Source organism: Inquilinus limosus, from assembly GCF_002195995.1.
GTDB classification, from domain to species: domain Bacteria; phylum Pseudomonadota; class Alphaproteobacteria; order DSM-16000; family Inquilinaceae; genus Inquilinus; species Inquilinus limosus_C.
Genome location: NZ_NHON01000028.1, coordinates 80,746 through 100,264 on the forward strand (window position 1 = coordinate 80,746; position 19,519 = coordinate 100,264).

A 19,519-nucleotide genomic window follows, 5' to 3' on the forward strand; every position below is an offset into this window, starting at 1 on the left:
GCCGCCGGTGTGAGGCTTACGGGCTGACCTCGCGGCTCAGCTTCGAGTTCCAGGGGCACCAATGGCAGCCCGGCAGGAAGGCGCCGCAGGCCTCGTCGAGATGGTCTTCGACATACTGCATGTCCGCATCGCAGACCTCGATCGCATAAGCGAAGAAATCGATCGTCTGCGGGTCGAGGTAGAAGTTGAATTTCGGGTTGTAGGGCGCCCTGCGCTTGACGATCCGGCCATGGACGTGAACCTTTTCCGTTTCCTTGCCGGACAGGATGTCACGGGCCTGCTGGATTCGATTTTGATCGTCGAGCTGGATGACGAATTCCTGGCCCGGGCTGGACGGCTGCGTGAATGCGAAATAAGCAGGCATGTCTATGCTCCGTATGTTACTAAGTGTACAAGGAAATTTACTGATGAATCGGACTCCATAACTAAGTTAGGTTCATATTCTTCCTGAGTCAATTAACAATTGTTGAATATAAAATACAGTTTTATGTAATGTTGAGAGACATTGCTGGAAGACAACCGATTTTGGATGACGTCCGTGTGGAGGATGGGGCCGCCACCCACCGCAACGGCGCGCCGCCGAATTCATAAAACCATTTGACGAATTATCCGGCCCGGATCAGGCTTCCGATCGGGAGGCTGCATGGCAACGCGGCTGAAAGGCACGAACCAGGATCTCGGACGGCCGTACAACCGGCGCATCGTGCTGGAGGCTGTGCGCCTGCACGGGCCGATCTCGCGCGCCGACATCGCCCGGCTGGTGGCGCTGAGCCCGCAAACCATCACCAACATCATCCGCGAATTCGAGGAGATGGGCTTGCTGACCGCGCGGCGCGGCACGCCGAAGGGCCCCGGCCAGCCGGCGATCGAGCTGGCGGTCGACCCCGATGGCGGCTGCGCCGTCGGCCTGCAGCTGACCCGCGACCGACTGCGCGGCGCGCTGCTGGACCTGACCGGCGTCGTGCGCGGACGCACGGAAACGACCCTGCCCGCCCCCACCCCGGAAACGGCCCTGCCGGCGATGGCGGCGATGGTGCGGCGGCTGGGCCAGGCGGCGCGGGGCCGAAAGCCGGGGCGGGTGCTGGGGGTCGGCCTGGCTATGCCCGGGCCGTTCGATGTCGATGCCATGAGCTTCGTCGGCCCCACCACCCTGCCCGGCTGGGCCGGCGTGCCGGTGGCGGAGCGGCTGCAGGACCTGGCCGGCCTGCCATGCTTCGTCGGCGGCGACGCCCCCGCCGCGGCGCTGAGCGAGGCGATGTTCGGGCTGGGCCGCAGCCTGCGCGACTTCTTCTACATCCATTTCGGTATCGGCCTGGGCAGCGGGCTGGTGGTCGACGGCCAGGTCCATCCCGGCGCCTGGGGCAATGCCGGCGAGCTCGGCCACATGCCGATCGTGCCGGGCGGCCGCGCCTGCAGCTGCGGCAATGAGGGCTGCCTCGAGACCTATGTCTCGGTGCATGCGCTGCGGACCGCGCTGGCCGAAGCCGGGGCGGCGCCGGACCTGGCCGATCCGGACCATCCCGCCGTGATCGCCTGGATCGAGGCGGCAGTGCCGCCGCTGCGCCGGACCCTCTGCGCGCTCGAGAACCTGCTAGACCCCGCCTGCATCGTGCTGGGCGGAGAGCTGCCGGGGCCGATCCTGCACCGGCTGGCGGAGCGGCTGGAGCCGCTGCTGCCGTCGGTCAGCCGGCGCGCCGACCGGACCATGCCGCGCCTGGCCCTGTCGGCGATCGGCGCCGAGAACGCGCTGGTCGGGGCGGCCGTCCTGGCCATCTCGGGCCTGCTGTCGCCGCGATCCGGCCTGCTGTTCGCCGAGCCGGAGCCGCTTCCGACCCAGCCCGCCATCCCCATCGCCACGGAGGCACGCGCATGACCGACACGGCCCGAAGCACGGCGGCCCAGGCGGCAACGGACGGCCGCGAGCTGCTGCGGCTGGAGCATATCCAGATGCGCTTCGGCGCGGTCACGGCGCTGACCGATGCCAGCTTCAGCGTGCGCGCCGGCGAGGTGCTGGCCCTGCTGGGCGACAACGGCGCCGGCAAGTCGACCCTGATCAAGATCATCTCCGGCGGGCTGCAGCCGACGGCCGGCCGGGTGGTCTTCGAGGGCGACGAGTGCCGCTTCGCCAGCCCGGCCGACGCCAAGGCGCGCGGCATCGAGACGGTCTATCAGGACCTGTCGCTGTGCATGAATGTCGACGTCGTCGCCAATTTCTTCATGGGCCGCGAGCTGACCCGCAGGATCCTGGGCATCCCGGTGCTGCGCGAGCGCGAGATGCAGGCGATCACCGAACAGGCGCTGAGCGCCGCCGGCACCCGCATCCCCTCGGTCCGCACCCATGCCGAGCACCTGTCCGGCGGCCAGCGCCAGGCGATCGAGCTGAGCCGCTTCGTCCATTGGGGCGGCAAGATGGTGATGCTGGACGAGCCCTTCGCCGCGCTGGGCGTCGAGCAGACCCGGCGGGGGCTGGAGATGATCGCCCGGGTCCGCGACCAGGGCGTCGCCGTGATCCTGATCACCCACAACATGACGCATGCCTTCCAGGTGGCGGACCGGATCGTCGTGCTGCGCCACGGCCGGATCACCGGCGACGTGGCGACGGCCGGGAGCAGCCCCGAGGAGGTGGTGCGGATGATCACTGGCGACGTGACGCAACGCGTCGCCTGAGAAACCAGAACAGAGGAGGCAACAACATGCGGATCGCGAGACGGATAGTCGGGGCGGCGGCGATCGCCCTGATGGCGCTGACGGCCATGGCAGGGGGCACTGGCGCCTTCGCCCAGGACAAGGGCAAGGTCTACTACCTGGTGCCGACCCTGCTGGACGAGTTCCAGACGGAATCGGTGACCGTGATCACCAATGCAATGAAGCAGGTCGGCTACGAGACGGTGTCGCTGGACGCCCAGAACCGCACCGACCTGCAGCTGAACCAGTTCGACGACGTGATCAGGCTGAAGCCGAAGGCGATCGTGCTGGCCGCGGTCGATTTCGATTCGGTCGTGCCCGGCATCCAGAAGGCGCGCGACGCCGGCATCCCGGTGCTGGTGTTCGACCGGCAGATCACCTCGACCCCGGTCGACCTGACCTCGGTCGCCGGCACGGTGCAGATCGGCGAGATCGCGGCCGACCAGATCCAGGGCCTGCTGAAGGCCCGCCACGGCTCGGTCAAGGGCAAGGTGCTGCAGATCCTGGGCGACCCGGGCGACAGCTACACGCTGGACATCCAGAAGGGGTTCGAGGCCAAGATGAAGGCCTTCCCGGACGTCAAGATCATCACCCAGGCGGCGCTGCAATGGGAGGCGACCAACGCCGGCAACATCGCCTCGGACCAGCTGCTGACCAACCCGGACATCGACCTGATCTTCGTCCATGCCGCGCATCTGGCGGTGCCGGTGGCCGGCATCCTGGAGGCCAAGGGCAAGAAGCCGGGCGACGTCATGCTGGTCAGCTCGAACGGCGCGCCGGTCGGGCTGGACCTGATCCGCAAGGGCTGGGAGCAGGTGGAGGTGGAGCAGCCGCTCTACGCCCAGGCCTATGGGCTGGCGATGTTCGTCGACAAGATCGCGGCCAAGGAGACGCTGAAGCCCGGCACCTATGACGTGCTGGGGCTGAAGGCCGAGCTGACCGACGAGACATGGGGCCCGAACCTGAAGATCCCGGGCGCCGCGATCACCAAGGACAACGTCGACGACCCGCGCTTCTGGGGCAACCTGAAGGCGCCGACCACGCCGGTGCAGCCGGTGAAGTGACGCCGGCGAGAAGAGCCATTGCTCCTTCCTCCGCCGTCATTGCGAGCGCAGCGAAGCAATCCAGGGCCGTTTGGCGTGGCCCCTGGATTGCTTCGTCGGCTTCGCCTCCTCGCAATGACGGCATGGGAACCCCGACAGCGCCTTGCCCCGAGGACCGATGATGGACCGCAGCGTGCCCGCCTCCCCGACCGCCGACCGGCGCGGCCGCGCCTGGATCGAGCCGGTGCTCGACCACATCGTCTGGCTGATCCTGCTGGTCGTGCTGGCGGTGTTCTCGCTGGCGATCCCGGGCTTCCTGCAGACCGGCATCTTCCTCAACATCCTGGAGCAGTCGACCTTCGTCGGCATCCTGGCGGTCGGGCTGTCGCTGGTGATCATCGCCGGGCAGATGGACCTGTCGATCGAATCGGTGCTGGCGCTGTCGGCGATGACGACGGCGCTGTTCTTCGGCACCAACGGCGCCGGGCTGGGCTGGACGCTGGACCCGCCCTGGCTGGTGCTGCCGGTGACGCTGATCGGCGCGGTCCTGGTCGGCTGCGTCGTCGGCCTGGTCAACGCCGCGCTGGTGGTGCGGTTCAAGATCAACGCCTTCATCGTCACCCTGGCCGGCTATATCGCGCTGCGCGGGGCGGTCGTCGCGTCCTCCGGCGGCCGGTCGGTCTACGGCCTGCCGGCCGAGCTGCGCGCCGTCGCCATCGGCACGGTCCTGGGCATCCCGGTGCTGGCCTGGATCCTGATCGCGGTGTTCATCGTCTTCGGCTTCATCCTGGCCAGGACACCGTTCGGCCGGCACCTGTACATGATCGGCGGCAACCCGCAGGCGCCGTTCCGGGCCGGGATCAAGGTCGACCGGCTGGTGACGATCGCCTTCATGCTGTCCGGCGGCCTGGCCGCCTTCGCCGGCTGGCTGCTGGCCGCCCGCACCGCCGGCGCGACCGCCAATCTCGGCATCGGCATGCTGTTCGAGACCTTCGCCGCGGTGGTGATCGGCGGCGTCAGCCTGAAGGGCGGCGCCGGCCGCCTGTCCGGCGTCTTCGCCGGCGTGCTGCTCTTGAGCGCGATCCGCACCGCGATCAACGTCATGGGCATGCCGCCGCACTACACCCAGGTGATCCAGGGCACGCTGGTGCTGGCCGCGGTGCTGCTGGACACGCTGAAGACCTCGATCCGGAAGCGGTATCTGTAGTCGGCGACCTCTCAAGCGCCATTCGATTGCCTCTCCCGCAAGCGAGATCTTTTCAGAATTCCAAACACCGTCATTGCGAGCGCAGCGAAGCAATCCAGGGCCAGTGCGAACCGGCCCCTGGATGGATTCGTCGGCTTCGCCTCCTCGCAATGACAGCGAGGAATGAGCGTTCCGGAAAGGCCTAGGCCGCCGCGCCCTCCAGCGCCGCCATGAAGCGGCGCCGCCAATGGCCGATGTCGTTGCCGCGCAGCACCCGCATCAGCGCGGCGTGGCGCTCGCGCCGCTCCTCCACCGGCATGGTCAGGGCCCGCTCCAGCGCCTCGGCCACGCCTTCGACGTCGAACGGGTTGACGATCAGCGCCGCCTCCAGCTCCTCCGCCGCGCCGGCGAATTCCGACAGCACCAGCACGCCCGGAGCCTCCGGGTCCTGGGCCGCGACATACTCCTTGGCGACCAGGTTCATGCCGTCGCGCATCGGCGTCACCAGCCCGACCCTGGCCGAGCGGTAGAAGCCCAGCAGCGTCTTGCGCGGCACGCTCTTGTTCAGGTAGCGCAGCGGCACCCAGTCGATGTCGGCGAACTCGCCATTGACCGCCCCGGCCAGGCTTTCCAGCTGGTGCCGGATCTCCTGATACTCGGCGACATCGCTGCGGGTCGGCGGCGCGATCTGCATGTAGCTGACGCGGCCGCGCCGGTCGGGCCAACGCTCCAGCAGGGTGCGGAACGCCTCGAAGCGGCGCGGCAGGCCCTTGGAATAGTCCAGCCGGTCGACGCCGATGATCAGGTCGCGCCCGACCAGGCTGTCGCGCAGCCGGTGCGCCGACCGCATGTTCCAGGCGCCGGGGGCGTCGGCCGCGATCTCCTCGGTCTCGATCGAGATCGGGAAAGCCTCGACCACGATGCGGCGGCCGTCGACCTCGACCCGGCCGTCGGTGGTCTCGCGCCAGGTGCGGTGCCAGGCGGACAGCAGCGCGTCACGGTCGCGCGTGGTGTGCAGGCCGACCACGTCATAGGCGGCGAGGTCGCGCAGCAGGTCGCGATGCGTCGGCAGGGTGCGCAGCACCTCCGGCGTCGGGAAGGGCGTGTGCAGGAAGAAGCCGATCGGCGCCTCCACCCCACGCTCGCGCAGCGCCCGGCCCAGCGGGATCAGCTGGTAGTCATGCACCCAGATCCGGTCGCCGGGCTGCAGCAGCGGCAGCAGGGCGTCGGCGAACAGGGCGTTGACCCGGCGATAGCCATCCTCCGCCGCGCGGGTGTAGTGCACCAGCTGGGTGCGGTAGTGGAACACCGGCCACAGCACCGAATTGGCGTGGCCGTTGTAGTAGAGGTCGAAATCCTGCGGCGTCAGGTCCAGCATCGCATAGGTCAGCGGCCCGGCGCGCTTCAGCTTCGGCTGCGGCGACGCATCCTCCGCCAGCCGGCCGCTCCAGCCCAGCCAGATGCCCCCGGTCTCCTTCAGCGCCGCCAGCACGGCGACGGCCAGGCCGCCCTGCGGCGCCTTGCCCTCCTCCACCGGGGCGATGCGGTTCGAGACCACGATCAGGCGGCCCATGCGTTCCCTCGCCGTCAACGGGATGCGGCCAGATGCGCGATCCATTCGCGCATGGCCGCGGGATCAGGCAAACGGCGGTTCGCCACGGTCGGTTCCCTGTCGCCGACCTGCAGCGCGATGCCGTCATGGCGCAGCGCCGCGGCGAAGCTATCCTCGTCGGTGATGTCGTCCCCCGCCGCCAGCGGCCGGCGCCCGGCGAAAGGGGGCAGGGCCAGGAACCGCTCGACCGCGGCGCCCTTGTCGACGCCGTCGGGCTTGAGCTCAACCACCATCTTGCCGGCCAAAGCGTGCCAGCCCGGCGCGCCGGCCGTCAGGCCGCGGGCGAAGGCGATGACCTCGGGCCCGAGGGCGGGCGCCTGGCGGTAGTGGATCGCCACCGCGGCGCCCTTGGGCTCGACCCGCAGCCCGGGGCGCCCGGCGGCGAAGCCGGCCAGGGCCGCGCCCAGCCGGTCGAGCACCGCGCGGTCGATCGGCACCCGCTCGACCGGGCCTGACGGCGTTGCGCGCCATTCGAGGCCGTGCTGGCCGGCGGCGGGCAGCGACAGCGGGCCGAACAGCCGGTCGAGATCGGCGATGGCGCGGCCGGAAACCAGGGCCAGGGCGCCGCCGACACGATCCGAGAGCCGCAGGAGGTCGCCGGGCAGGCCGGGCGGCACCACCACGTCCTCGGGCCGCTCGGCCAAGTCGATCAGACAGCCATCGACATCGAGAAACAATGCCAGCCCAGAAATACTGTCGGCGAAAGCGGTCGTGTCGATGATCTGCGGCGCCATGCGCGGTGACATCTCCGTGTCAATTTTTCGTAAAGATTGCCGGACCGGAATGACTCCGGACACGACGACAGGCGTATCCGCCGCCGGATCTGGCCGGCGGAGCGATGCGCCTGACACTTGTTGTAGGGACGATGGTCCTCCCTGGCAAGGGAGGGGCAGGATTATCTTGCCGAGGTTCCGACCGCCCGCGACTCGAACAGGACCGCGTCGTCCTGCAGCCGGGCTTTCAGCCGCGGCGCCGCGAAATCGAGGAAGGCCCGCGTCTTGCGCGGCAGCAGCTGCTGGCCGGGATAGACCAGGCTGACCGGCCAGGGCGGCAGCTCATGCTCCTCGAGGACCGGCTCGAGCTTTCCGGCGCGCTTCGCCTCCGAGACCTGGTACGACAACAGCCGCGTCAGCCCCAGACCGGCGACGGCCCCGTCGACCGCGGCCTCCGCCGTCGTGACGACCAGCCGCGACCGGATCGGCACCATCACATCGCCTTTCGCCGACGAGAAGCGCCAGGCCACCGGCGATGCGAGGTTGTCGAAGGTGACACAGATGTGGTCCCGCAGCTCCTCCGGCCTCTGCGGCCGGCCATGGACGCCGAGATAGGACGGGCTGGCGCAGGTCACGCGGCGCACCGTGCCGATGCGCGAGGCGATCAGGCTGCTGTCGCCCAACTCGCCGATCCGCAGCGCGACATCGACATCGGACTCCAGCAGATCCACCAGACGATCGGCGAGAACCAGCTTGAGGTCGATTTCGGGATACTGGGCCAGGAATTCCGCGACGATCGGGATCATGTGGGTGCGCCCGAAGACGATCGGGGCCGTGACCGTCAGCCGCCCCCTGGGGTCTGCGTGGATCCCCGTCGCGGCCCGCTCCGCCTCCTCCACCTGCTCGAGGATGCGCCGGCACGCCTCGACATACAGCCGCCCCGCCTCGGTCAGGGCGAGCCGGCGGCTCGACCGGTTCAACATGCGGGCCTGCAGATGCGCCTCGAGCTCCGCGATCCTCCGGCTGACCGTGGCCAGGGGCACGTCCAGCTGCTTCGCGGCGGCCGAAAGGCTGCCGGCCTCCACGGTCTTCAGCAGGATGGCCATCGCGCCCAGCTTGTCCATGGCCGATCCTTCCAGATTCAGCAACCTTGCTTCTCAGAAGCGGAGGATGTTCCCGATATCGCATTTCTATACCACTGGGGCCGCGGACCTGCCGATGCCGATTCCCAGGAGATTGTCATGAGCCCGAAGCCCGCCTATCCCGTGACGCACCACCGGACCGCGACCGTGGACGGCGTCAGCATCTTCTACCGCGAGGCCGGCCCGGCGGACGGCCCGGTCGTCCTGCTGCTGCACGGCTTCCCGACCTCCTCGCACATGTTCCGCAATCTGATCCCGTATCTGGCCGACCGCTACCACGTCATCGCGCCGGACTATCCCGGCTACGGCCAGAGCGACGCGCCGCCCGCCGGGTCCTTCCCCTACACCTTCGAGACCTTCGGCACGCTGGTGGACGGGTTGGTGCAGCAGCTGGGGATCCGGCGCTATGCCATGTATGTGATGGACTACGGCGCCCCGGTCGGCTGGCAGCTGGCGCTGAAGCATCCGGACGCCGTCACCGGCCTGATCATTCAGAACGGCAACGCCTATGACGAGGGGCTGAAGGAATTCTGGGACCCGATCAAGGTGTACTGGGCCGACGGCAAGGCGGAGAGTCGGGACAAACTGCTGAGCCTGGTCGCGCCGGAGACCACGATCTTCCAGTACACGGACGGCGTCTCCGACCGGACCCGCGTCTCGCCGGACAACTGGGCGCATGACCAGCCGCTGCTGGACCGCCCCGGCAACGCCGACATCCAGATGGCGGTGATGTACGACTACCGCAACAACCTGCCCCTGTACCCCAAGGTGCAGGCCTGGTTCCGGGAGAAGCAGCCGCCGGCGCTGATCATCTGGGGCAAGAACGACTTCATCTTCCCCGAACCGGGTGCCCATCCCTACAAGCGGGACCTGCGGGATCTCGAATTCCACCTGCTCGACACCGGCCATTTCGTGCTCGAGGACAAGGCCGACGAGGCCTTCCCGCTGATCCGCGGCTTCCTCGACCGCAAGGTGGCCGGCGCGTAGCTGCCGGGCGCCCGCCTCAGTCGTCGTAGCCGATGCGGGCGCGGACGAAGTCGCCCTTGATCGAGACCAGCGGCGGCCGGTCGCCGGCGGCGGCGGGAATGGCGCTGTCGACCAGCGACATGCGGGCGTCGACGACCCAGCTGACCGGCGTGCCGCGGCGGAAGCTGAGGTCGAGGTCGGCGGCATCGGCCTGGATGCGGATGGCCTCGCCCGGATCGTCGGCGCGCAGCGTCGCCTGCACCGCATTGGCCGTGAGGTCGAGCGTCCGGGCCCGGCCGGACAGCGACAGCCTGGCCGCGTGGGCCTGGACCGCGACGGCGCCGAAGCGACCGTCCAGCGTGGCCTCGACCGCGGCCGGCCGCAGCGCCAGGCCGGTGCCGGGCCGCAGGTTGAGCGACAGCGTCGGCCGGTAGTCGCGCGGCCAGATCGAGGACTGCTCGCGGACATCGACGGTCAGGACATGGCCGTCGACCTTCAGCGTCGTGGCGCAATCCTCCGTCCGCCGCAGCGCCGCCAGCAGCGGCCGGGCGGGGTCGGTGGTGGCGGCGACGGACAGGCCCTCGCCGGTCACCACCACCGCGTCGACCCCGGAGAGGTCGACCGGCGCGGCCATCTCCGCCGCGGAGGGATCGGCGGTGCCCAGTCCCGCCAGGAAGGCCAAGGTCTGCAACGAACCCATCACGAACCCTCCTTGGACGGCCGGCGGCGCCGGCCCGGTTTCAGCGGTGCATCGGGATCAGCGGTACAGCGGCGTGCGGTTGGCCACGGCCAGCCAGCCGCGGACGACGCGGTAGACGGTCCACAGCCACAGCAGGCCCAGCAGCGGCCAGCCGATCAGCACCCAGGTCAGGGCGCCGAACACGAGCCCGAGCAGCAGGAACGCCCAGAAGGTGCGGATCGCCCAGGTGAAATGGTCCCAGCCCACGGTGCCGCGGGCGTCGCCGCGCGCCAGATAGGCGATGACCACGCCGATCAACATCGGCAGGGCGGTGAACAGCGAGACGGCGTAGATCGCATAGACCACATGGCCGACCGTGCCCAGGCTGCCGCGCGCGCCGCGCGGCGAGACGATGTCGTAATCCGGTCGGTAGGAGGCGGCCATTGCTGGCTCCTTTCTTCGGGTGGGTGTCCGGTTCTCAACGACCTTCGAGGTCGCGAAAATCCCGGTTCAGCTTGAACTCGCTGGAGGTGACGTAGCGCTCCATCCCGGCCATGCGCTGCTCCAGCTCGCGGAAGTTGTGGCGGATGGCGGAGAAGGTGTCGGCCGGCTGGACCGAGACCGAGCGCCAGAACACCTCCTCGTCCGGGCTGCGGTACAGGAGCGTCGGCCGGCGCTTCAGGAACACCGCCGCCGCCAGATAGGCGATCAGGATGTGCGGGAAGAAGATGAAGGCCAGGACGACGGTGCCGAAGCGGACCTTGCCCGGCGACACGCCGAAATAGGCCGCCAGCCCGGCGCAGACGCCGAGGAACATGCCGTTGTCCGGATCGCGGTAGAGGCGATGCGGGTTCGGCGATTCGGTGAAGCGGCCGCTCATGGCGCCGGCCTCCGCCACTGCGGCGCCTCGGCGTCGAGGATCTTCTCCAAGGTCTGGATCCGCAGCTCCATCCGCTTGGCGCTTTCCCACAGGTCGACCAGCATGCGCTCATCCTCACGCGACAGCGTCCGCGACGCCCGCCAGCGGGTGACGTAGTGCAGCACCAGCCAGATCGGCGCCACGATCACCAGGAAGACGATGACCGGGACGAAGAAGAAGGCGTGAAACATGGTTGTCCTTGCGTCTGCGGCCCGGCATCAGGCGCCGGGCCGGTTGGACGATACCGGTCAGGAGCCGCTGCGGCCGAGGCGGTCCTTGATCGCCTGCAACTCCTTCTCGACGCCGCTCTCGGCCTCGAGGTCGGCGAACTCCTCGTTCAGGCTCTTGCGCCGGCCGAGGTCGAAGGACTCGACCTGGCCCTCCAGCGTGTCGATCTTGCGCTCGATCTGCTCATAGCGGGACAGCGCCTCGTCGATCCGGCCATCATGCAGCTGGGTGCGGATGCGGATCTGGTCGCGCGCCGCATCGTGCCGGATGGCGAAGGCCTTCTGCTTGTTCTTGGCCTCGGTCAGCTTGGCCTCGAGCCGGCCGAGATCCTCGTTGGTCTTGGCCAGCGCGGCCTCGATCACCTCCAGCTCGCGGCGCAGCAGCTCCGCCGCGGTGGCGGCCTGGGCCTTGGCGACCAGGGCGCCCTTGGCCAGGTCCTCACGGCCCTTCTCGACCGCCAGCTCGGCCTTGCGCTGCCATTCGGCCTGCGCCGCCTCCAGCTGGTCGACCTTGCGCAGGATCTCCTTCTTCTCCGCGATCGAGCGGGCGGCGGCGGCGCGCACCTCGACCAGCGTGTCCTCCATCTCCTGCACGATCAGCCGGACGATCTTCTCGGGATCCTCGGCGCGGTCGAGCATGGAATTGATGTTCGAGTTGATGATGTCGCCAAGGCGGGAAAAGATACCCATCACATGGTCCTCTTTCGATCCTACAGGAACAGGGAAGCGATCAGCACGCCGGCGCCGAAGAACACCCAGTTCTCGGTCGGCCGGCTGGCGATCCAGGCCAGCAGGCGCCCACCCGTGCGGCGCCAGTCGGCGGTCCCGGCGCTGTGGCCGTAACGGGAGCGGGTGCCGGTCGGGTCGAAGCTCATTGGTCCTCCTCAAGCCCCGATGCGTTCGGGTCGTCCCCTGGGTTGCAAGGGCCGTGCCAGAACCGGATCCGGCCGGATTCCGCCGTTCCGCCCACCGGGCCCCTTGACCATCCGGCGAAAATTTCCAGATCATCGGAAAATTTCGCCGAAGGGATTCCATGGCCGACGGTCTGCCGCATCTGCTGGGCGAGGCGCCCGCCTTCGCCGACCTCTTGGACCGGGTCTCGGCCGCGGCGCCGCTGGACCGGCCGGTGCTGGTGATCGGCGAGCGCGGCACGGGCAAGGAGCTGATCGCGGCGCGGCTGCACTTCCTGTCCCCACGCTGGGACCGGCCCTTCGTCAAGCTGGACTGCGCCGCCCTGTCGCCCGAGCTGTTGGAGAGCGAGCTGTTCGGCCATGAGGCCGGGGCGTTCACCGGCGCGGTGCGGCGCCATGTCGGCCGGTTCGAGCGCGCCGATGGCGGCACCCTGTTCCTGGACGAGCTGGCCAATGCCGGCCTCAGGGTGCAGGAGAAGCTGCTGCGCGTGATCGAGTACGGCGAGATCGAGCGGGTGGGCGGCGCCCAGACCATGACGGTGGATGTCCGCGTCGTCGCCGCCACCAATGTCGACCTGCCGGGCGAGGTCGCGGCCGGGCGGTTCCGTGGCGACCTGCTGGACCGCCTCGCCTTCGACGTGCTGACCGTGCCGCCCCTGCGGGCGCGGCCGGAGGACATCCCGCTGCTGGCGGCGCATTTCGCCCAGGGCATGGCGCGCGACCTGGACCGGCCGGGCTTCCCCCGCTTCGCCCCGGCGGCGATGGCGGCGCTGAACGGCCATGGCTGGCCCGGCAACATCCGCGAGCTGAAGAACGCGGTGGAGCGCGCGGTGTACCGCACCCCGCCGGACGAGGCGGTGGCCGAGATCGTGCTGGACCCCTTCGCCTCGCCCTGGCGGCCGAAAGGGCCGCAGGCCGGGGCCGAGCCCGCCCCCGCCGCGGCGGAGGCGCCGGCCCTGCCCTACGACTTCCGGGCGGAGATCGCGGCGGTGGAGCGGCGCTGGCTGGAGGCGGCGCTGCAGGCCCAGGGCGGGCACCAGGGCCGGGCGGCCACCGCGCTCGGCCTCGGCTACGACCAGCTGCGGCACCTGCTGCGCAAGCACGGGCTTTCGGCACGGTCGGGGGGAGACGAGGCGTGAAGACCGTGCTGATCACCGGCTGCAGCTCGGGCTTCGGCTTCGCTGCGGCGCAGCGCTTCGCCACCGCCGGCTGGTCGGTGCTGGCGACCTTGCGCGGGCCCGCGGACCGGCCCGAGACGGCGGCGCTGGCCGCCATCCCCGGCGTCACCGTGCTGCCGCTCGACGTCACCGACCCGGCGCAGCGGGCGGCGGCGGCCGCCGCGGTGGCCGGGGGCCTGGACTGCCTGATCAACAATGCCGGCTACGGCCTGTACGGCCCGCTGGAGGCGCTGGACGACGACCAGGTCCGGCGCCAGATCGCGACCAATCTCGAGGCCCCGATCCTGCTGACCCGCGACCTGCTGCCGGCGCTGCGGCTGCGGCGCGGCCGGGTGATCAACATCTCCTCGGTGCTCGGCTTCATCGGCACGCCGTTCATGACGATCTACAGCGCCAGCAAGCACGGCCTGTCCGGCTTCAGCGAGGCGCTGCGGCTGGAGCTGGCGCCGCATGGCGTGCAGGTCTGCGCGGTCGAGCCCGGGCGCCACGACACCGGCTTCAACGCCCGGCTGGACGCGCCGGCGGCGGTGAGGGACCTGCCCTATCGCGCCGCCTTCGACCGCTCCCTGGCCCGCCGGGCTGCGCGTGGCGGAGTGGCACCGGAGCGCGCCGCCGCGATCAGCGACCGGGCGGCGGACCGGCTGCTGCGCCTGGCCGAATCCCGCCGGATGCCGCCGCGTCTGCGCCTGGGCAGCGATGCCAGGCTGGTGTTCCGGCTGAAGCGGCTGCTGCCGGAGGCGCTGTTCGACCGGCTGATGATCTTCGCGACAGGGCGAGGGGTGAACTGAGGGCGGCGGGAGGTCCCCTGGCTCCCCGGAAGCGGACAATTCCGGCGAATCCATCCGCGCCAGACGCGCCCGGCGGCCCAAGGCATCCTGCAGCGCGCCGCCGCCGGATGAAATTCTTCTATAGGAGATTGAATTCTGCTATAGAAGAAATCCCGCCGAGATGGCCAGGTTGGATCCGGCTTCGGCACAGCCATCGCCATGGAGCGAGCTGTGCCGCTATCTGAGGGCTTTGGCGCCATGACACATCGCAACATTCCGGGAGCGGCCGATGCGGCCGCTTCGCAGAACAACGCCTCCGCCGGTGAGCGTCGTCTGAAAAGGACGGCGTCCGGCACGAACTTCGCACGCTACGAATTCGGCGATCTCACCGTGGTCGCTCTCCGCGACGGCTATGTCGACATGCCGCCCAGCCGATTGCGCCAGGCGGGTGACCGTCCTTTTGGATCGGACATGCCGGCCCAGGTGAAACTGGTCGACGGACACCTCCGGCTGTCGGTCAACGCCTTTCTGGTGATCGATCGCGACCAGACCGTGCTGATCGATACGGGAGCGGCGAATGCATGGCTGCCGACGATGGGCTCGCTGCCCGACGCGCTGGCCGAGGCCGGCGTGGCGCGTGAGAGCATCGGGACCGTCGCCGTCACGCACACCCATGCGGACCACGTCCACGGCCTGGTCGCCGCCGACGGCTCGGATGCGTTTCCCAACCTCCGGCGGCTGCTGGTTCCGCAGGAGGAAGTGTCGATGTTCGACGAGTACGAGCGGCTTTCCCGGTTTCGCCAGGCACGTTTGCCGTTCGGGGATGGCTTCAAGCTGAGCGACAGCATCACCGCCGTTCAGGCGCATGGCCATGAAGTCGGACACACTGCGTTCGACGTGTCGAGCGGAGGCGAGACTCTGCTGATCTGGGGGGATCTCATCCATGTGCCCTCGATCCAATTCGAAAGGCCGGAGCTGACTTGGGAATACGACTCCGACCAGCAGCAGGCACGGGTCTGCCGCGCCGGGATGCTGGAGCGCGCGGCACAGCGCGGTGTGTTCGTCGCCGGCGCGCATCTCGATTTTCCCGGCGTCGGTCATGTCGAGCGTGCCGGCCGGGCCTATCGGTTCCTGCCGCTCTGATCCCGTTGGTGCCATGGCCCCGGCCGCCCGAGTGACATGCGCCCGCCCCGTATCTAGGATGGCCGCCGAAGCACGCGAGCGGAAAGCGCAGCCACTTGAGGAACTCTGGACAAGCCCGGCCTGGAGCACGCGACGCCGTCGGCGCTTTCGGCGACCGTGTCCGAACCATCCGCGAGCAGGCAGATCTCACGCTTGAACACCTCTCCAAGCTGTCCGGGGTGAGCCGGGCAATGCTGTCCAAGATCGAACGTGGAGAGAAGAGCCCGACGATCGGCGTCGCCAAGCAGATCGCGCACGCTCTCGGCGCTTCCTTCTCGTCCCTTGTCGGTGACGAGGCGCCGACGCGTCGCGCCTTCGCACTCGTGACGAAGGATCAGCGTCAGGTGTTTCGGGATCCGGAAACGGGTTTCGAGCGCTCCCTGCTTTCCCCGAACATGCCCGGCATGACCGTCGAAGTCGTTCTTCACCATCTGCCGGCGAACACGTCGACCGGCCGTTCGCCACCGCACCCGTCGGGGACCGGCAAGCACATCGTGGCCTCCCGGGGTCACGTGGTCGTCGCCACCCCGGACAATGAGACGGTGCTGAACGAGGGTGATTGCCTGTATTTCGAGGCGGACATCGAACACTGGTTCGAGAACCGCACATCCAGGCCAGCCGAATACTATCTGATCATCTCGGCGCCGCCCGCGAACCGCTCGTCCTAGGGCTTCCGAAGCTCGGCGGCTGGCCGACCTCCACCGGCGCGTCGGTGTCGCAGGCGAAGTTCCGCGCCCGCTCGTCGGCCAGCCTGCGCGCCGCCTCGTTGGCGTCGGGATGGCCGGTGGCCGTCACCAGCCCGACGACGCAGCCCTGCCGGTCCTCCAGCTGCGCGACCCGGGATACGACCAGCACCTCGGTGCGCCGGCCGTCCGCCCCGTCGACCGTCCAGCGGTGGATCGCGGCGACGGGCGTGTCGCCGTCGATCCGCCATTCGATCCGCGGGCCCACCCCGTTGAAGCCGGCGAAGGTCTGGAACGGCCGGTCGCCCGCCGGCGGGAAGCCGTAGAACACCGAACTCCGCAGATCGGCGGTCGACAGCAGCACCGGGAAGCCGCGCCAGCCGGCGCAGACCAGGTCCTGCCAGTCGCCGTCGTCCGGGCCGGCCGCGGCGACGACGGCGCAGTCGCGCCCGGGGTCGAGCTCGGTGTAGGCGCTGGCGATCCCGGCAGCGGCCGCCGGGCCGGCCCAGGCCGATGCCGTCAAGGCGAGGATGATCGGAGCGTGGCGCATGAAATCCCTCCCTTCCACCTGTGAAATCTAGGCGATATCCAGCGCCGGACCAGCCTTCGGCCTGAATCGTTGTGCCGATTTCCTCCCGCACTGCGAAAAGGCGATTGCACCGCCGGCCCCGACTCAGGCAGGGTTTCGAAAATCCTAAAATCCTTGCGAATGAAACGTCCTCGGGGAGGCATCATGAACCGGAACGCTGTTGCTGTCGGCCTGCTGGTGGCGGGCTTCGCCCTGCCGGCCGCGGCCCAGGTCTCGGGCAACGTCGTCAAGATCGGCGTGCTGAACGACCAGTCCGGCGTCTATGCCGATTACGGCGGCAAATGGTCGGTCGAGGCCGCGAAGATGGCGGTCGAGGATTTCGGCGGCAAGGTGCTGGGCGCCCCGATCGAGATCGTCAACGCCGACCACCAGAACAAGCCCGACATCGGCTCGAACATCGCCCGCCAGTGGTTCGACGTCGACGGTGTCGACATGATCAGCGAGCTCACCACCTCCTCCGTCGCCCTCGCCGTGCAGGCGCTGGCGGCCGAGAAGCACAAGGTCACCATCACCTCCGGCGCCGTGACCTCGGACCTGACCGGCAAGGCGTGCTCGCCCACCGGCTTCCACTGGGCCTTCGACACCCATGCGCTGGCGGTCGGCACCGGCGGCGCGCTGGTCGACCAGGGCGGCGACAGCTGGTTCTTCCTGACCGCCGACTACGCCTTCGGCTATTCGCTGGAGGAGCAGACCACCAAGTTCGTCACCTCCAAGGGCGGCAAGGTGCTGGGCAGCGTGCGGCACCCGCTGAACACCACCGACTTCTCCTCCTTCCTGCTGCAGGCCCAGGCCTCGGGCGCCAAGGTGGTCGGCCTGGCCAATGCCGGCCTGGACACCGCAAACGCCATCAAGCAGGCGGCGGAGTTCGGCATCGTCGCCGGCGGCCAGAAGCTGGCCGGCCTGCTGTTCACCCTGGCCGAGGTGCACGGCCTGGGCCTCGAGGCGGCGCAGGGGCTGGTGCTGACCGAGGATTTCTACTGGGACCGCAACGACGAGAGCCGGGCCTTCGCCCAGCGCTTCTTCGAGCGCACCAAGCGCATGCCGAACTCGGTCCAGGCCTCGGAATACTCCTCGGTGCTGCAGTATCTGAAGGCGGTGCAGGCCGCCGGCACCGATGACGGCGACAAGGTCGCGGCCAAGCTGAAGGAGCTGCCGGTCGACGACGTCTTCGCCCATGGCGGCAAGGTCCAGGCCGACGGCCGCATGGTGCACGACATGTACCTGTTCCAGGTCAAGGCGCCGGCGGAGAGCACCAAGCCCTGGGACTACTACAAGCTGCTGGCGACCATCCCGGGCGACCAGGCCTATCTGAGCCCGACGGAGAGCGGCTGCCCCGCGACGGCGAAGAAGTAAGACGGACGGCGGAATGCTCGCCCTATCCCTTCGCTTCAAACCGTCATGGCGAGCCCCGCAGGGGCGTGGCCATCCAGGGGCCGGTGCGAGCCGCCCTGGATGGCCACGGCGCTTCGCGCCTCGCCATGACGGATTGGCTATGACCATCGTGTATCTGAGCGCGTGATGCCGGACTCCCAGCCGATCCTGGTGGCGGAGGGCCTGACCAAGGCCTTCCGCGGCTTCCTCGCGGTCAAGGGCGTTGACCTCAGCGTCCGCGAGGGCACGATCCACGCTTTGATCGGCCCGAACGGCGCCGGCAAGACCACCGTCTTCAACCTGCTGACCAAGTTCCACCAGCCGACCTCCGGCCGCATCGCCTTCAAGGGCGAGGACATCACCCGGCTGAAGCCGGCCGAGGTGGCGCGGCGCGGCCTGGTGCGGTCGTTCCAGATCTCGGCCGTGTTCCCGCATCTGACCGTGCTGGAGAATGTCCGCGTGGCGCTGCAGCGGCCGGAGGGGCTGTCGCGCCAGTTCTGGCGCTCCGCCGCGGTGCTGCGCCGGCTGGACCAGCGGGCGCTCGAGCTGATCGAGGCGGTCAACCTGACCGAATTCGCCCGCACCGCCGCGGTCGACCTGTCCTATGGCCGCAAGCGGGCGCTGGAGATCGCCACCACCCTGGCGCTCGACCCGCCGATGCTGCTGCTGGACGAGCCGATGGCCGGGATGGGGCATGAGGAGATCGGCCGCATCGCCGAGCTGATCCGCAAGGTCGGGGCCGACCGCACGGTGCTGATGGTGGAGCACAACCTGTCGGTGGTCGCCGATCTGTGCCACCGGGTCACGGTGCTGCAGCGCGGCGAGATCCTGGCCGAGGGCAGCTACGCCGAGGTCTCGGCCGACCCGCGGGTGCGCGAGGCCTATATGGGGTCCGAGCATGAGTGAGCCGGCGCCCCTGCTCCATGTCCGCGGCCTGCAGGGCTTCTACGGCGAGAGCCATGTGCTGCACGGCGTCGACCTGGACGTGTTCCCGGGCGAGACCGTGACCCTGCTGGGCCGCAACGGCGCCGGCAAGACCTCGACCCTGCGCGCCATCATGGGCATCCTGCGCCGGCGCCAGGGCACGATCCGGATGAACGGCGCCGACCTGCTGCGGACGCCGCCGCACCGCATCGCCCGCGCCGGCATCGGCTATGTGCCGGAGGAGCGGGGCATCTTCGCCTCGCTGTCGGTGGCGGAGAACCTGACGCTGCCGCCCAAGGTGGCCGAGGGCGGCATGAGCCTGGCCGAGATCCACCGCCTGTTCCCCAACCTGGCCGAGCGCGCCGGTAGCCAGGGCACCAAGCTGTCGGGCGGCGAGCAGCAGATGCTGGCGATCGCCCGGGTGCTGCGCACCGGCGTGAAGCTGCTGCTGCTGGACGAGCCGACCGAGGGGCTGGCGCCGGTGATCGTGCAGCGCATCGGCGAGCTGCTGCGCACGCTGAAGGCACAGGGCATGACCATCCTGCTGGTCGAGCAGAATTTCCGCTTCGCCAGCACCCTGGCCGACCGGCACTACGTGATGGAGGACGGCCGCGTGGTGGCCGAGATCCGGCGCGAGGAGATGGCCGGCAAGATGGAGCTGCTGCATGAGACGCTGGGGGTCTGAGATGGCATTGCGGTCCCCGACGGCGCCTCGTTTCTTGTCCCCCCTCCCCTCGCGGGA

At 69.3% G+C, this 19,519-nt stretch carries 23 protein-coding genes; 12 read left to right on the plus strand and 11 right to left on the minus strand.

Annotated features, from left to right (window positions below; all coding sequences use genetic code 11):
• Positions 1–16: 16 nt before the first annotated feature.
• Positions 17–364, minus strand: coding sequence for a calmodulin (locus tag BWR60_RS16270; protein ID WP_088152070.1), 348 nt, complete (start codon positions 362–364; stop codon positions 17–19).
• 279 nt (positions 365–643) lie between these two features.
• Here BWR60_RS16270 and BWR60_RS16275 point away from each other — a divergent pair, with 279 nt between their 5' ends.
• From BWR60_RS16275 to BWR60_RS16290, 4 genes are all read left to right on the plus strand, one after another.
• Complete coding sequence (locus tag BWR60_RS16275) at positions 644–1,873, plus strand: ROK family transcriptional regulator (RefSeq protein WP_088152071.1); 1,230 nt, start codon at positions 644–646, stop codon at positions 1,871–1,873.
• Positions 1,870–2,667 carry an ATP-binding cassette domain-containing protein gene (locus tag BWR60_RS16280; protein ID WP_088152072.1) on the plus strand — a complete coding sequence of 266 codons (798 nt, stop codon included), beginning with the start codon at positions 1,870–1,872 and terminating at the stop codon, positions 2,665–2,667. Before BWR60_RS16275 ends, BWR60_RS16280 begins: the two co-directional genes overlap by 4 nt.
• A 26-nt stretch (positions 2,668–2,693) precedes the next feature.
• The gene (locus tag BWR60_RS16285; RefSeq protein ID WP_088152073.1) at positions 2,694–3,749 is read left to right on the plus strand and encodes a sugar ABC transporter substrate-binding protein; all 1,056 of its coding nucleotides are present in this window, start codon (positions 2,694–2,696) and stop codon (positions 3,747–3,749) included.
• Between the two features lie 157 nt (positions 3,750–3,906).
• The gene (locus BWR60_RS16290) at positions 3,907–4,935 is read left to right on the plus strand and encodes an ABC transporter permease (RefSeq protein WP_218823531.1); all 1,029 of its coding nucleotides are present in this window, start codon (positions 3,907–3,909) and stop codon (positions 4,933–4,935) included.
• Between the two features lie 181 nt (positions 4,936–5,116).
• Here the strand turns inward: BWR60_RS16290 and otsA are convergent, their stop codons facing one another.
• The 3 genes from otsA to BWR60_RS16305 all read right to left on the minus strand — a co-directional run bounded on the left by otsA (position 5,117) and on the right by BWR60_RS16305 (position 8,363).
• Entirely contained in the window at positions 5,117–6,487 is a 1,371-nt protein-coding gene (otsA, locus tag BWR60_RS16295; RefSeq protein ID WP_088152074.1) for an alpha,alpha-trehalose-phosphate synthase (UDP-forming), read from the minus strand.
• A gap of 14 nt (positions 6,488–6,501) precedes the next feature.
• Positions 6,502–7,260 (minus strand): trehalose-phosphatase, encoded by a 759-nt coding sequence (otsB, locus tag BWR60_RS16300; protein ID WP_179221795.1) that lies wholly within the window; start codon positions 7,258–7,260, stop codon positions 6,502–6,504.
• Between the two features lie 161 nt (positions 7,261–7,421).
• Positions 7,422–8,363: a LysR family transcriptional regulator gene (locus BWR60_RS16305; protein WP_088152076.1), complete on the minus strand. Its 942-nt coding sequence runs from the start codon at positions 8,361–8,363 to the stop codon at positions 7,422–7,424.
• 117 nt (positions 8,364–8,480) lie between these two features.
• Here BWR60_RS16305 and BWR60_RS16310 point away from each other — a divergent pair, with 117 nt between their 5' ends.
• Entirely contained in the window at positions 8,481–9,368 is an 888-nt protein-coding gene (locus tag BWR60_RS16310) for an alpha/beta fold hydrolase (protein WP_088152077.1), read from the plus strand.
• Positions 9,369–9,384: 16 nt separating this feature from the next.
• Here BWR60_RS16310 and BWR60_RS16315 read toward each other — a convergent pair whose 3' ends face one another.
• From BWR60_RS16315 to BWR60_RS37090, 6 genes are read right to left on the minus strand one after another with little or no spacing between them, the layout of a single operon-like run.
• Positions 9,385–10,047 carry a hypothetical protein gene (locus BWR60_RS16315; RefSeq protein WP_088152078.1) on the minus strand — a complete coding sequence of 221 codons (663 nt, stop codon included), beginning with the start codon at positions 10,045–10,047 and terminating at the stop codon, positions 9,385–9,387.
• A gap of 57 nt (positions 10,048–10,104) precedes the next feature.
• Complete coding sequence (locus BWR60_RS16320) at positions 10,105–10,470, minus strand: DUF4870 family protein (RefSeq protein WP_052121506.1); 366 nt, start codon at positions 10,468–10,470, stop codon at positions 10,105–10,107.
• Positions 10,471–10,504: 34 nt separating this feature from the next.
• Positions 10,505–10,906, minus strand: coding sequence for an envelope stress response membrane protein PspC (pspC, locus tag BWR60_RS16325; RefSeq protein ID WP_088152100.1), 402 nt, complete (start codon positions 10,904–10,906; stop codon positions 10,505–10,507).
• The gene (pspB, locus tag BWR60_RS16330) at positions 10,903–11,136 is read right to left on the minus strand and encodes an envelope stress response membrane protein PspB (RefSeq protein ID WP_034846345.1); all 234 of its coding nucleotides are present in this window, start codon (positions 11,134–11,136) and stop codon (positions 10,903–10,905) included. Before pspB ends, pspC begins: the two co-directional genes overlap by 4 nt.
• 57 nt (positions 11,137–11,193) lie before the next feature.
• Positions 11,194–11,862, minus strand: coding sequence for a phage shock protein PspA (pspA, locus tag BWR60_RS16335; protein WP_088152079.1), 669 nt, complete (start codon positions 11,860–11,862; stop codon positions 11,194–11,196).
• Positions 11,863–11,882: 20 nt separating this feature from the next.
• Positions 11,883–12,047 (minus strand): hypothetical protein, encoded by a 165-nt coding sequence (locus tag BWR60_RS37090; protein ID WP_179221791.1) that lies wholly within the window; start codon positions 12,045–12,047, stop codon positions 11,883–11,885.
• 158 nt (positions 12,048–12,205) lie between these two features.
• Here BWR60_RS37090 and pspF point away from each other — a divergent pair, with 158 nt between their 5' ends.
• The 4 genes from pspF (at position 12,206) to BWR60_RS16355 (ending at position 15,878) form a co-directional block, all read left to right on the plus strand.
• On the plus strand, positions 12,206–13,222 hold the full coding sequence (pspF, locus tag BWR60_RS16340; RefSeq protein ID WP_088152080.1) for a phage shock protein operon transcriptional activator: 1,017 nt from the start codon (positions 12,206–12,208) through the stop codon (positions 13,220–13,222).
• Positions 13,219–14,049, plus strand: coding sequence for an SDR family oxidoreductase (locus BWR60_RS16345; RefSeq protein ID WP_088152081.1), 831 nt, complete (start codon positions 13,219–13,221; stop codon positions 14,047–14,049). Before pspF ends, BWR60_RS16345 begins: the two co-directional genes overlap by 4 nt.
• Before the next feature lie 237 nt (positions 14,050–14,286).
• Entirely contained in the window at positions 14,287–15,171 is an 885-nt protein-coding gene (locus BWR60_RS16350; RefSeq protein WP_088152082.1) for an MBL fold metallo-hydrolase, read from the plus strand.
• Between the two features lie 95 nt (positions 15,172–15,266).
• A complete protein-coding gene (locus tag BWR60_RS16355; protein ID WP_218823532.1) occupies positions 15,267–15,878 on the plus strand; it encodes a helix-turn-helix domain-containing protein in 612 nt (203 codons plus the stop codon).
• On the opposite strand, the gene BWR60_RS16360 is transcribed toward BWR60_RS16355, so the two are convergent.
• Positions 15,844–16,443 carry a hypothetical protein gene (locus BWR60_RS16360; RefSeq protein WP_088152083.1) on the minus strand — a complete coding sequence of 200 codons (600 nt, stop codon included), beginning with the start codon at positions 16,441–16,443 and terminating at the stop codon, positions 15,844–15,846. The two genes, BWR60_RS16355 and BWR60_RS16360, sit on opposite strands and share 35 nt — an antisense overlap.
• A gap of 183 nt (positions 16,444–16,626) precedes the next feature.
• On the opposite strand from BWR60_RS16360, the gene BWR60_RS16365 reads away from it, so the two are divergent.
• The 3 genes from BWR60_RS16365 to BWR60_RS16375 all read left to right on the plus strand — a co-directional run bounded on the left by BWR60_RS16365 (position 16,627) and on the right by BWR60_RS16375 (position 19,462).
• Positions 16,627–17,835, plus strand: coding sequence for an ABC transporter substrate-binding protein (locus BWR60_RS16365; protein ID WP_088152084.1), 1,209 nt, complete (start codon positions 16,627–16,629; stop codon positions 17,833–17,835).
• A 165-nt stretch (positions 17,836–18,000) separates the two neighbouring features.
• Positions 18,001–18,759, plus strand: coding sequence for an ABC transporter ATP-binding protein (locus BWR60_RS16370; RefSeq protein WP_088152085.1), 759 nt, complete (start codon positions 18,001–18,003; stop codon positions 18,757–18,759).
• Positions 18,752–19,462, plus strand: coding sequence for an ABC transporter ATP-binding protein (locus tag BWR60_RS16375; RefSeq protein WP_088152086.1), 711 nt, complete (start codon positions 18,752–18,754; stop codon positions 19,460–19,462). The genes BWR60_RS16370 and BWR60_RS16375 overlap by 8 nt, the downstream gene beginning before the upstream one ends.
• Positions 19,463–19,519 lie beyond the last annotated feature (57 nt).

Excerpts from the sequence above, each read along its gene's own strand:
- BWR60_RS16310 (WP_088152077.1), top strand. The coding sequence starts at position 8,481 with ATGAGCCCGAAGCCCGCCTATCCCGTGACGCACCACCGGACCGCGACC.
- pspB (WP_034846345.1), bottom strand. The coding sequence starts at position 11,136 with ATGTTTCACGCCTTCTTCTTCGTCCCGGTCATCGTCTTCCTGGTGATC.
- BWR60_RS16320 (WP_052121506.1), bottom strand. The coding sequence starts at position 10,470 with ATGGCCGCCTCCTACCGACCGGATTACGACATCGTCTCGCCGCGCGGC.
- BWR60_RS16315 (WP_088152078.1), bottom strand. The coding sequence starts at position 10,047 with ATGGGTTCGTTGCAGACCTTGGCCTTCCTGGCGGGACTGGGCACCGCC.
- BWR60_RS16375 (WP_088152086.1), top strand. The coding sequence starts at position 18,752 with ATGAGTGAGCCGGCGCCCCTGCTCCATGTCCGCGGCCTGCAGGGCTTC.
- BWR60_RS16370 (WP_088152085.1), top strand. The coding sequence starts at position 18,001 with ATGCCGGACTCCCAGCCGATCCTGGTGGCGGAGGGCCTGACCAAGGCC.
- pspC (WP_088152100.1), bottom strand. The coding sequence starts at position 10,906 with ATGAGCGGCCGCTTCACCGAATCGCCGAACCCGCATCGCCTCTACCGC.
- otsB (WP_179221795.1), bottom strand. The coding sequence starts at position 7,260 with ATGGCGCCGCAGATCATCGACACGACCGCTTTCGCCGACAGTATTTCT.
- BWR60_RS37090 (WP_179221791.1), bottom strand. The coding sequence starts at position 12,047 with ATGAGCTTCGACCCGACCGGCACCCGCTCCCGTTACGGCCACAGCGCC.
- BWR60_RS16285 (WP_088152073.1), top strand. The coding sequence starts at position 2,694 with ATGCGGATCGCGAGACGGATAGTCGGGGCGGCGGCGATCGCCCTGATG.
- otsA (WP_088152074.1), bottom strand. The coding sequence starts at position 6,487 with ATGGGCCGCCTGATCGTGGTCTCGAACCGCATCGCCCCGGTGGAGGAG.
- BWR60_RS16290 (WP_218823531.1), top strand. The coding sequence starts at position 3,907 with ATGATGGACCGCAGCGTGCCCGCCTCCCCGACCGCCGACCGGCGCGGC.
- BWR60_RS16275 (WP_088152071.1), top strand. The coding sequence starts at position 644 with ATGGCAACGCGGCTGAAAGGCACGAACCAGGATCTCGGACGGCCGTAC.
- pspF (WP_088152080.1), top strand. The coding sequence starts at position 12,206 with ATGGCCGACGGTCTGCCGCATCTGCTGGGCGAGGCGCCCGCCTTCGCC.
- BWR60_RS16365 (WP_088152084.1), top strand. The coding sequence starts at position 16,627 with ATGAACCGGAACGCTGTTGCTGTCGGCCTGCTGGTGGCGGGCTTCGCC.
- BWR60_RS16360 (WP_088152083.1), bottom strand. The coding sequence starts at position 16,443 with ATGCGCCACGCTCCGATCATCCTCGCCTTGACGGCATCGGCCTGGGCC.
- BWR60_RS16270 (WP_088152070.1), bottom strand. The coding sequence starts at position 364 with ATGCCTGCTTATTTCGCATTCACGCAGCCGTCCAGCCCGGGCCAGGAA.
- pspA (WP_088152079.1), bottom strand. The coding sequence starts at position 11,862 with ATGGGTATCTTTTCCCGCCTTGGCGACATCATCAACTCGAACATCAAT.
- BWR60_RS16305 (WP_088152076.1), bottom strand. The coding sequence starts at position 8,363 with ATGGACAAGCTGGGCGCGATGGCCATCCTGCTGAAGACCGTGGAGGCC.
- BWR60_RS16350 (WP_088152082.1), top strand. The coding sequence starts at position 14,287 with ATGACACATCGCAACATTCCGGGAGCGGCCGATGCGGCCGCTTCGCAG.
- BWR60_RS16280 (WP_088152072.1), top strand. The coding sequence starts at position 1,870 with ATGACCGACACGGCCCGAAGCACGGCGGCCCAGGCGGCAACGGACGGC.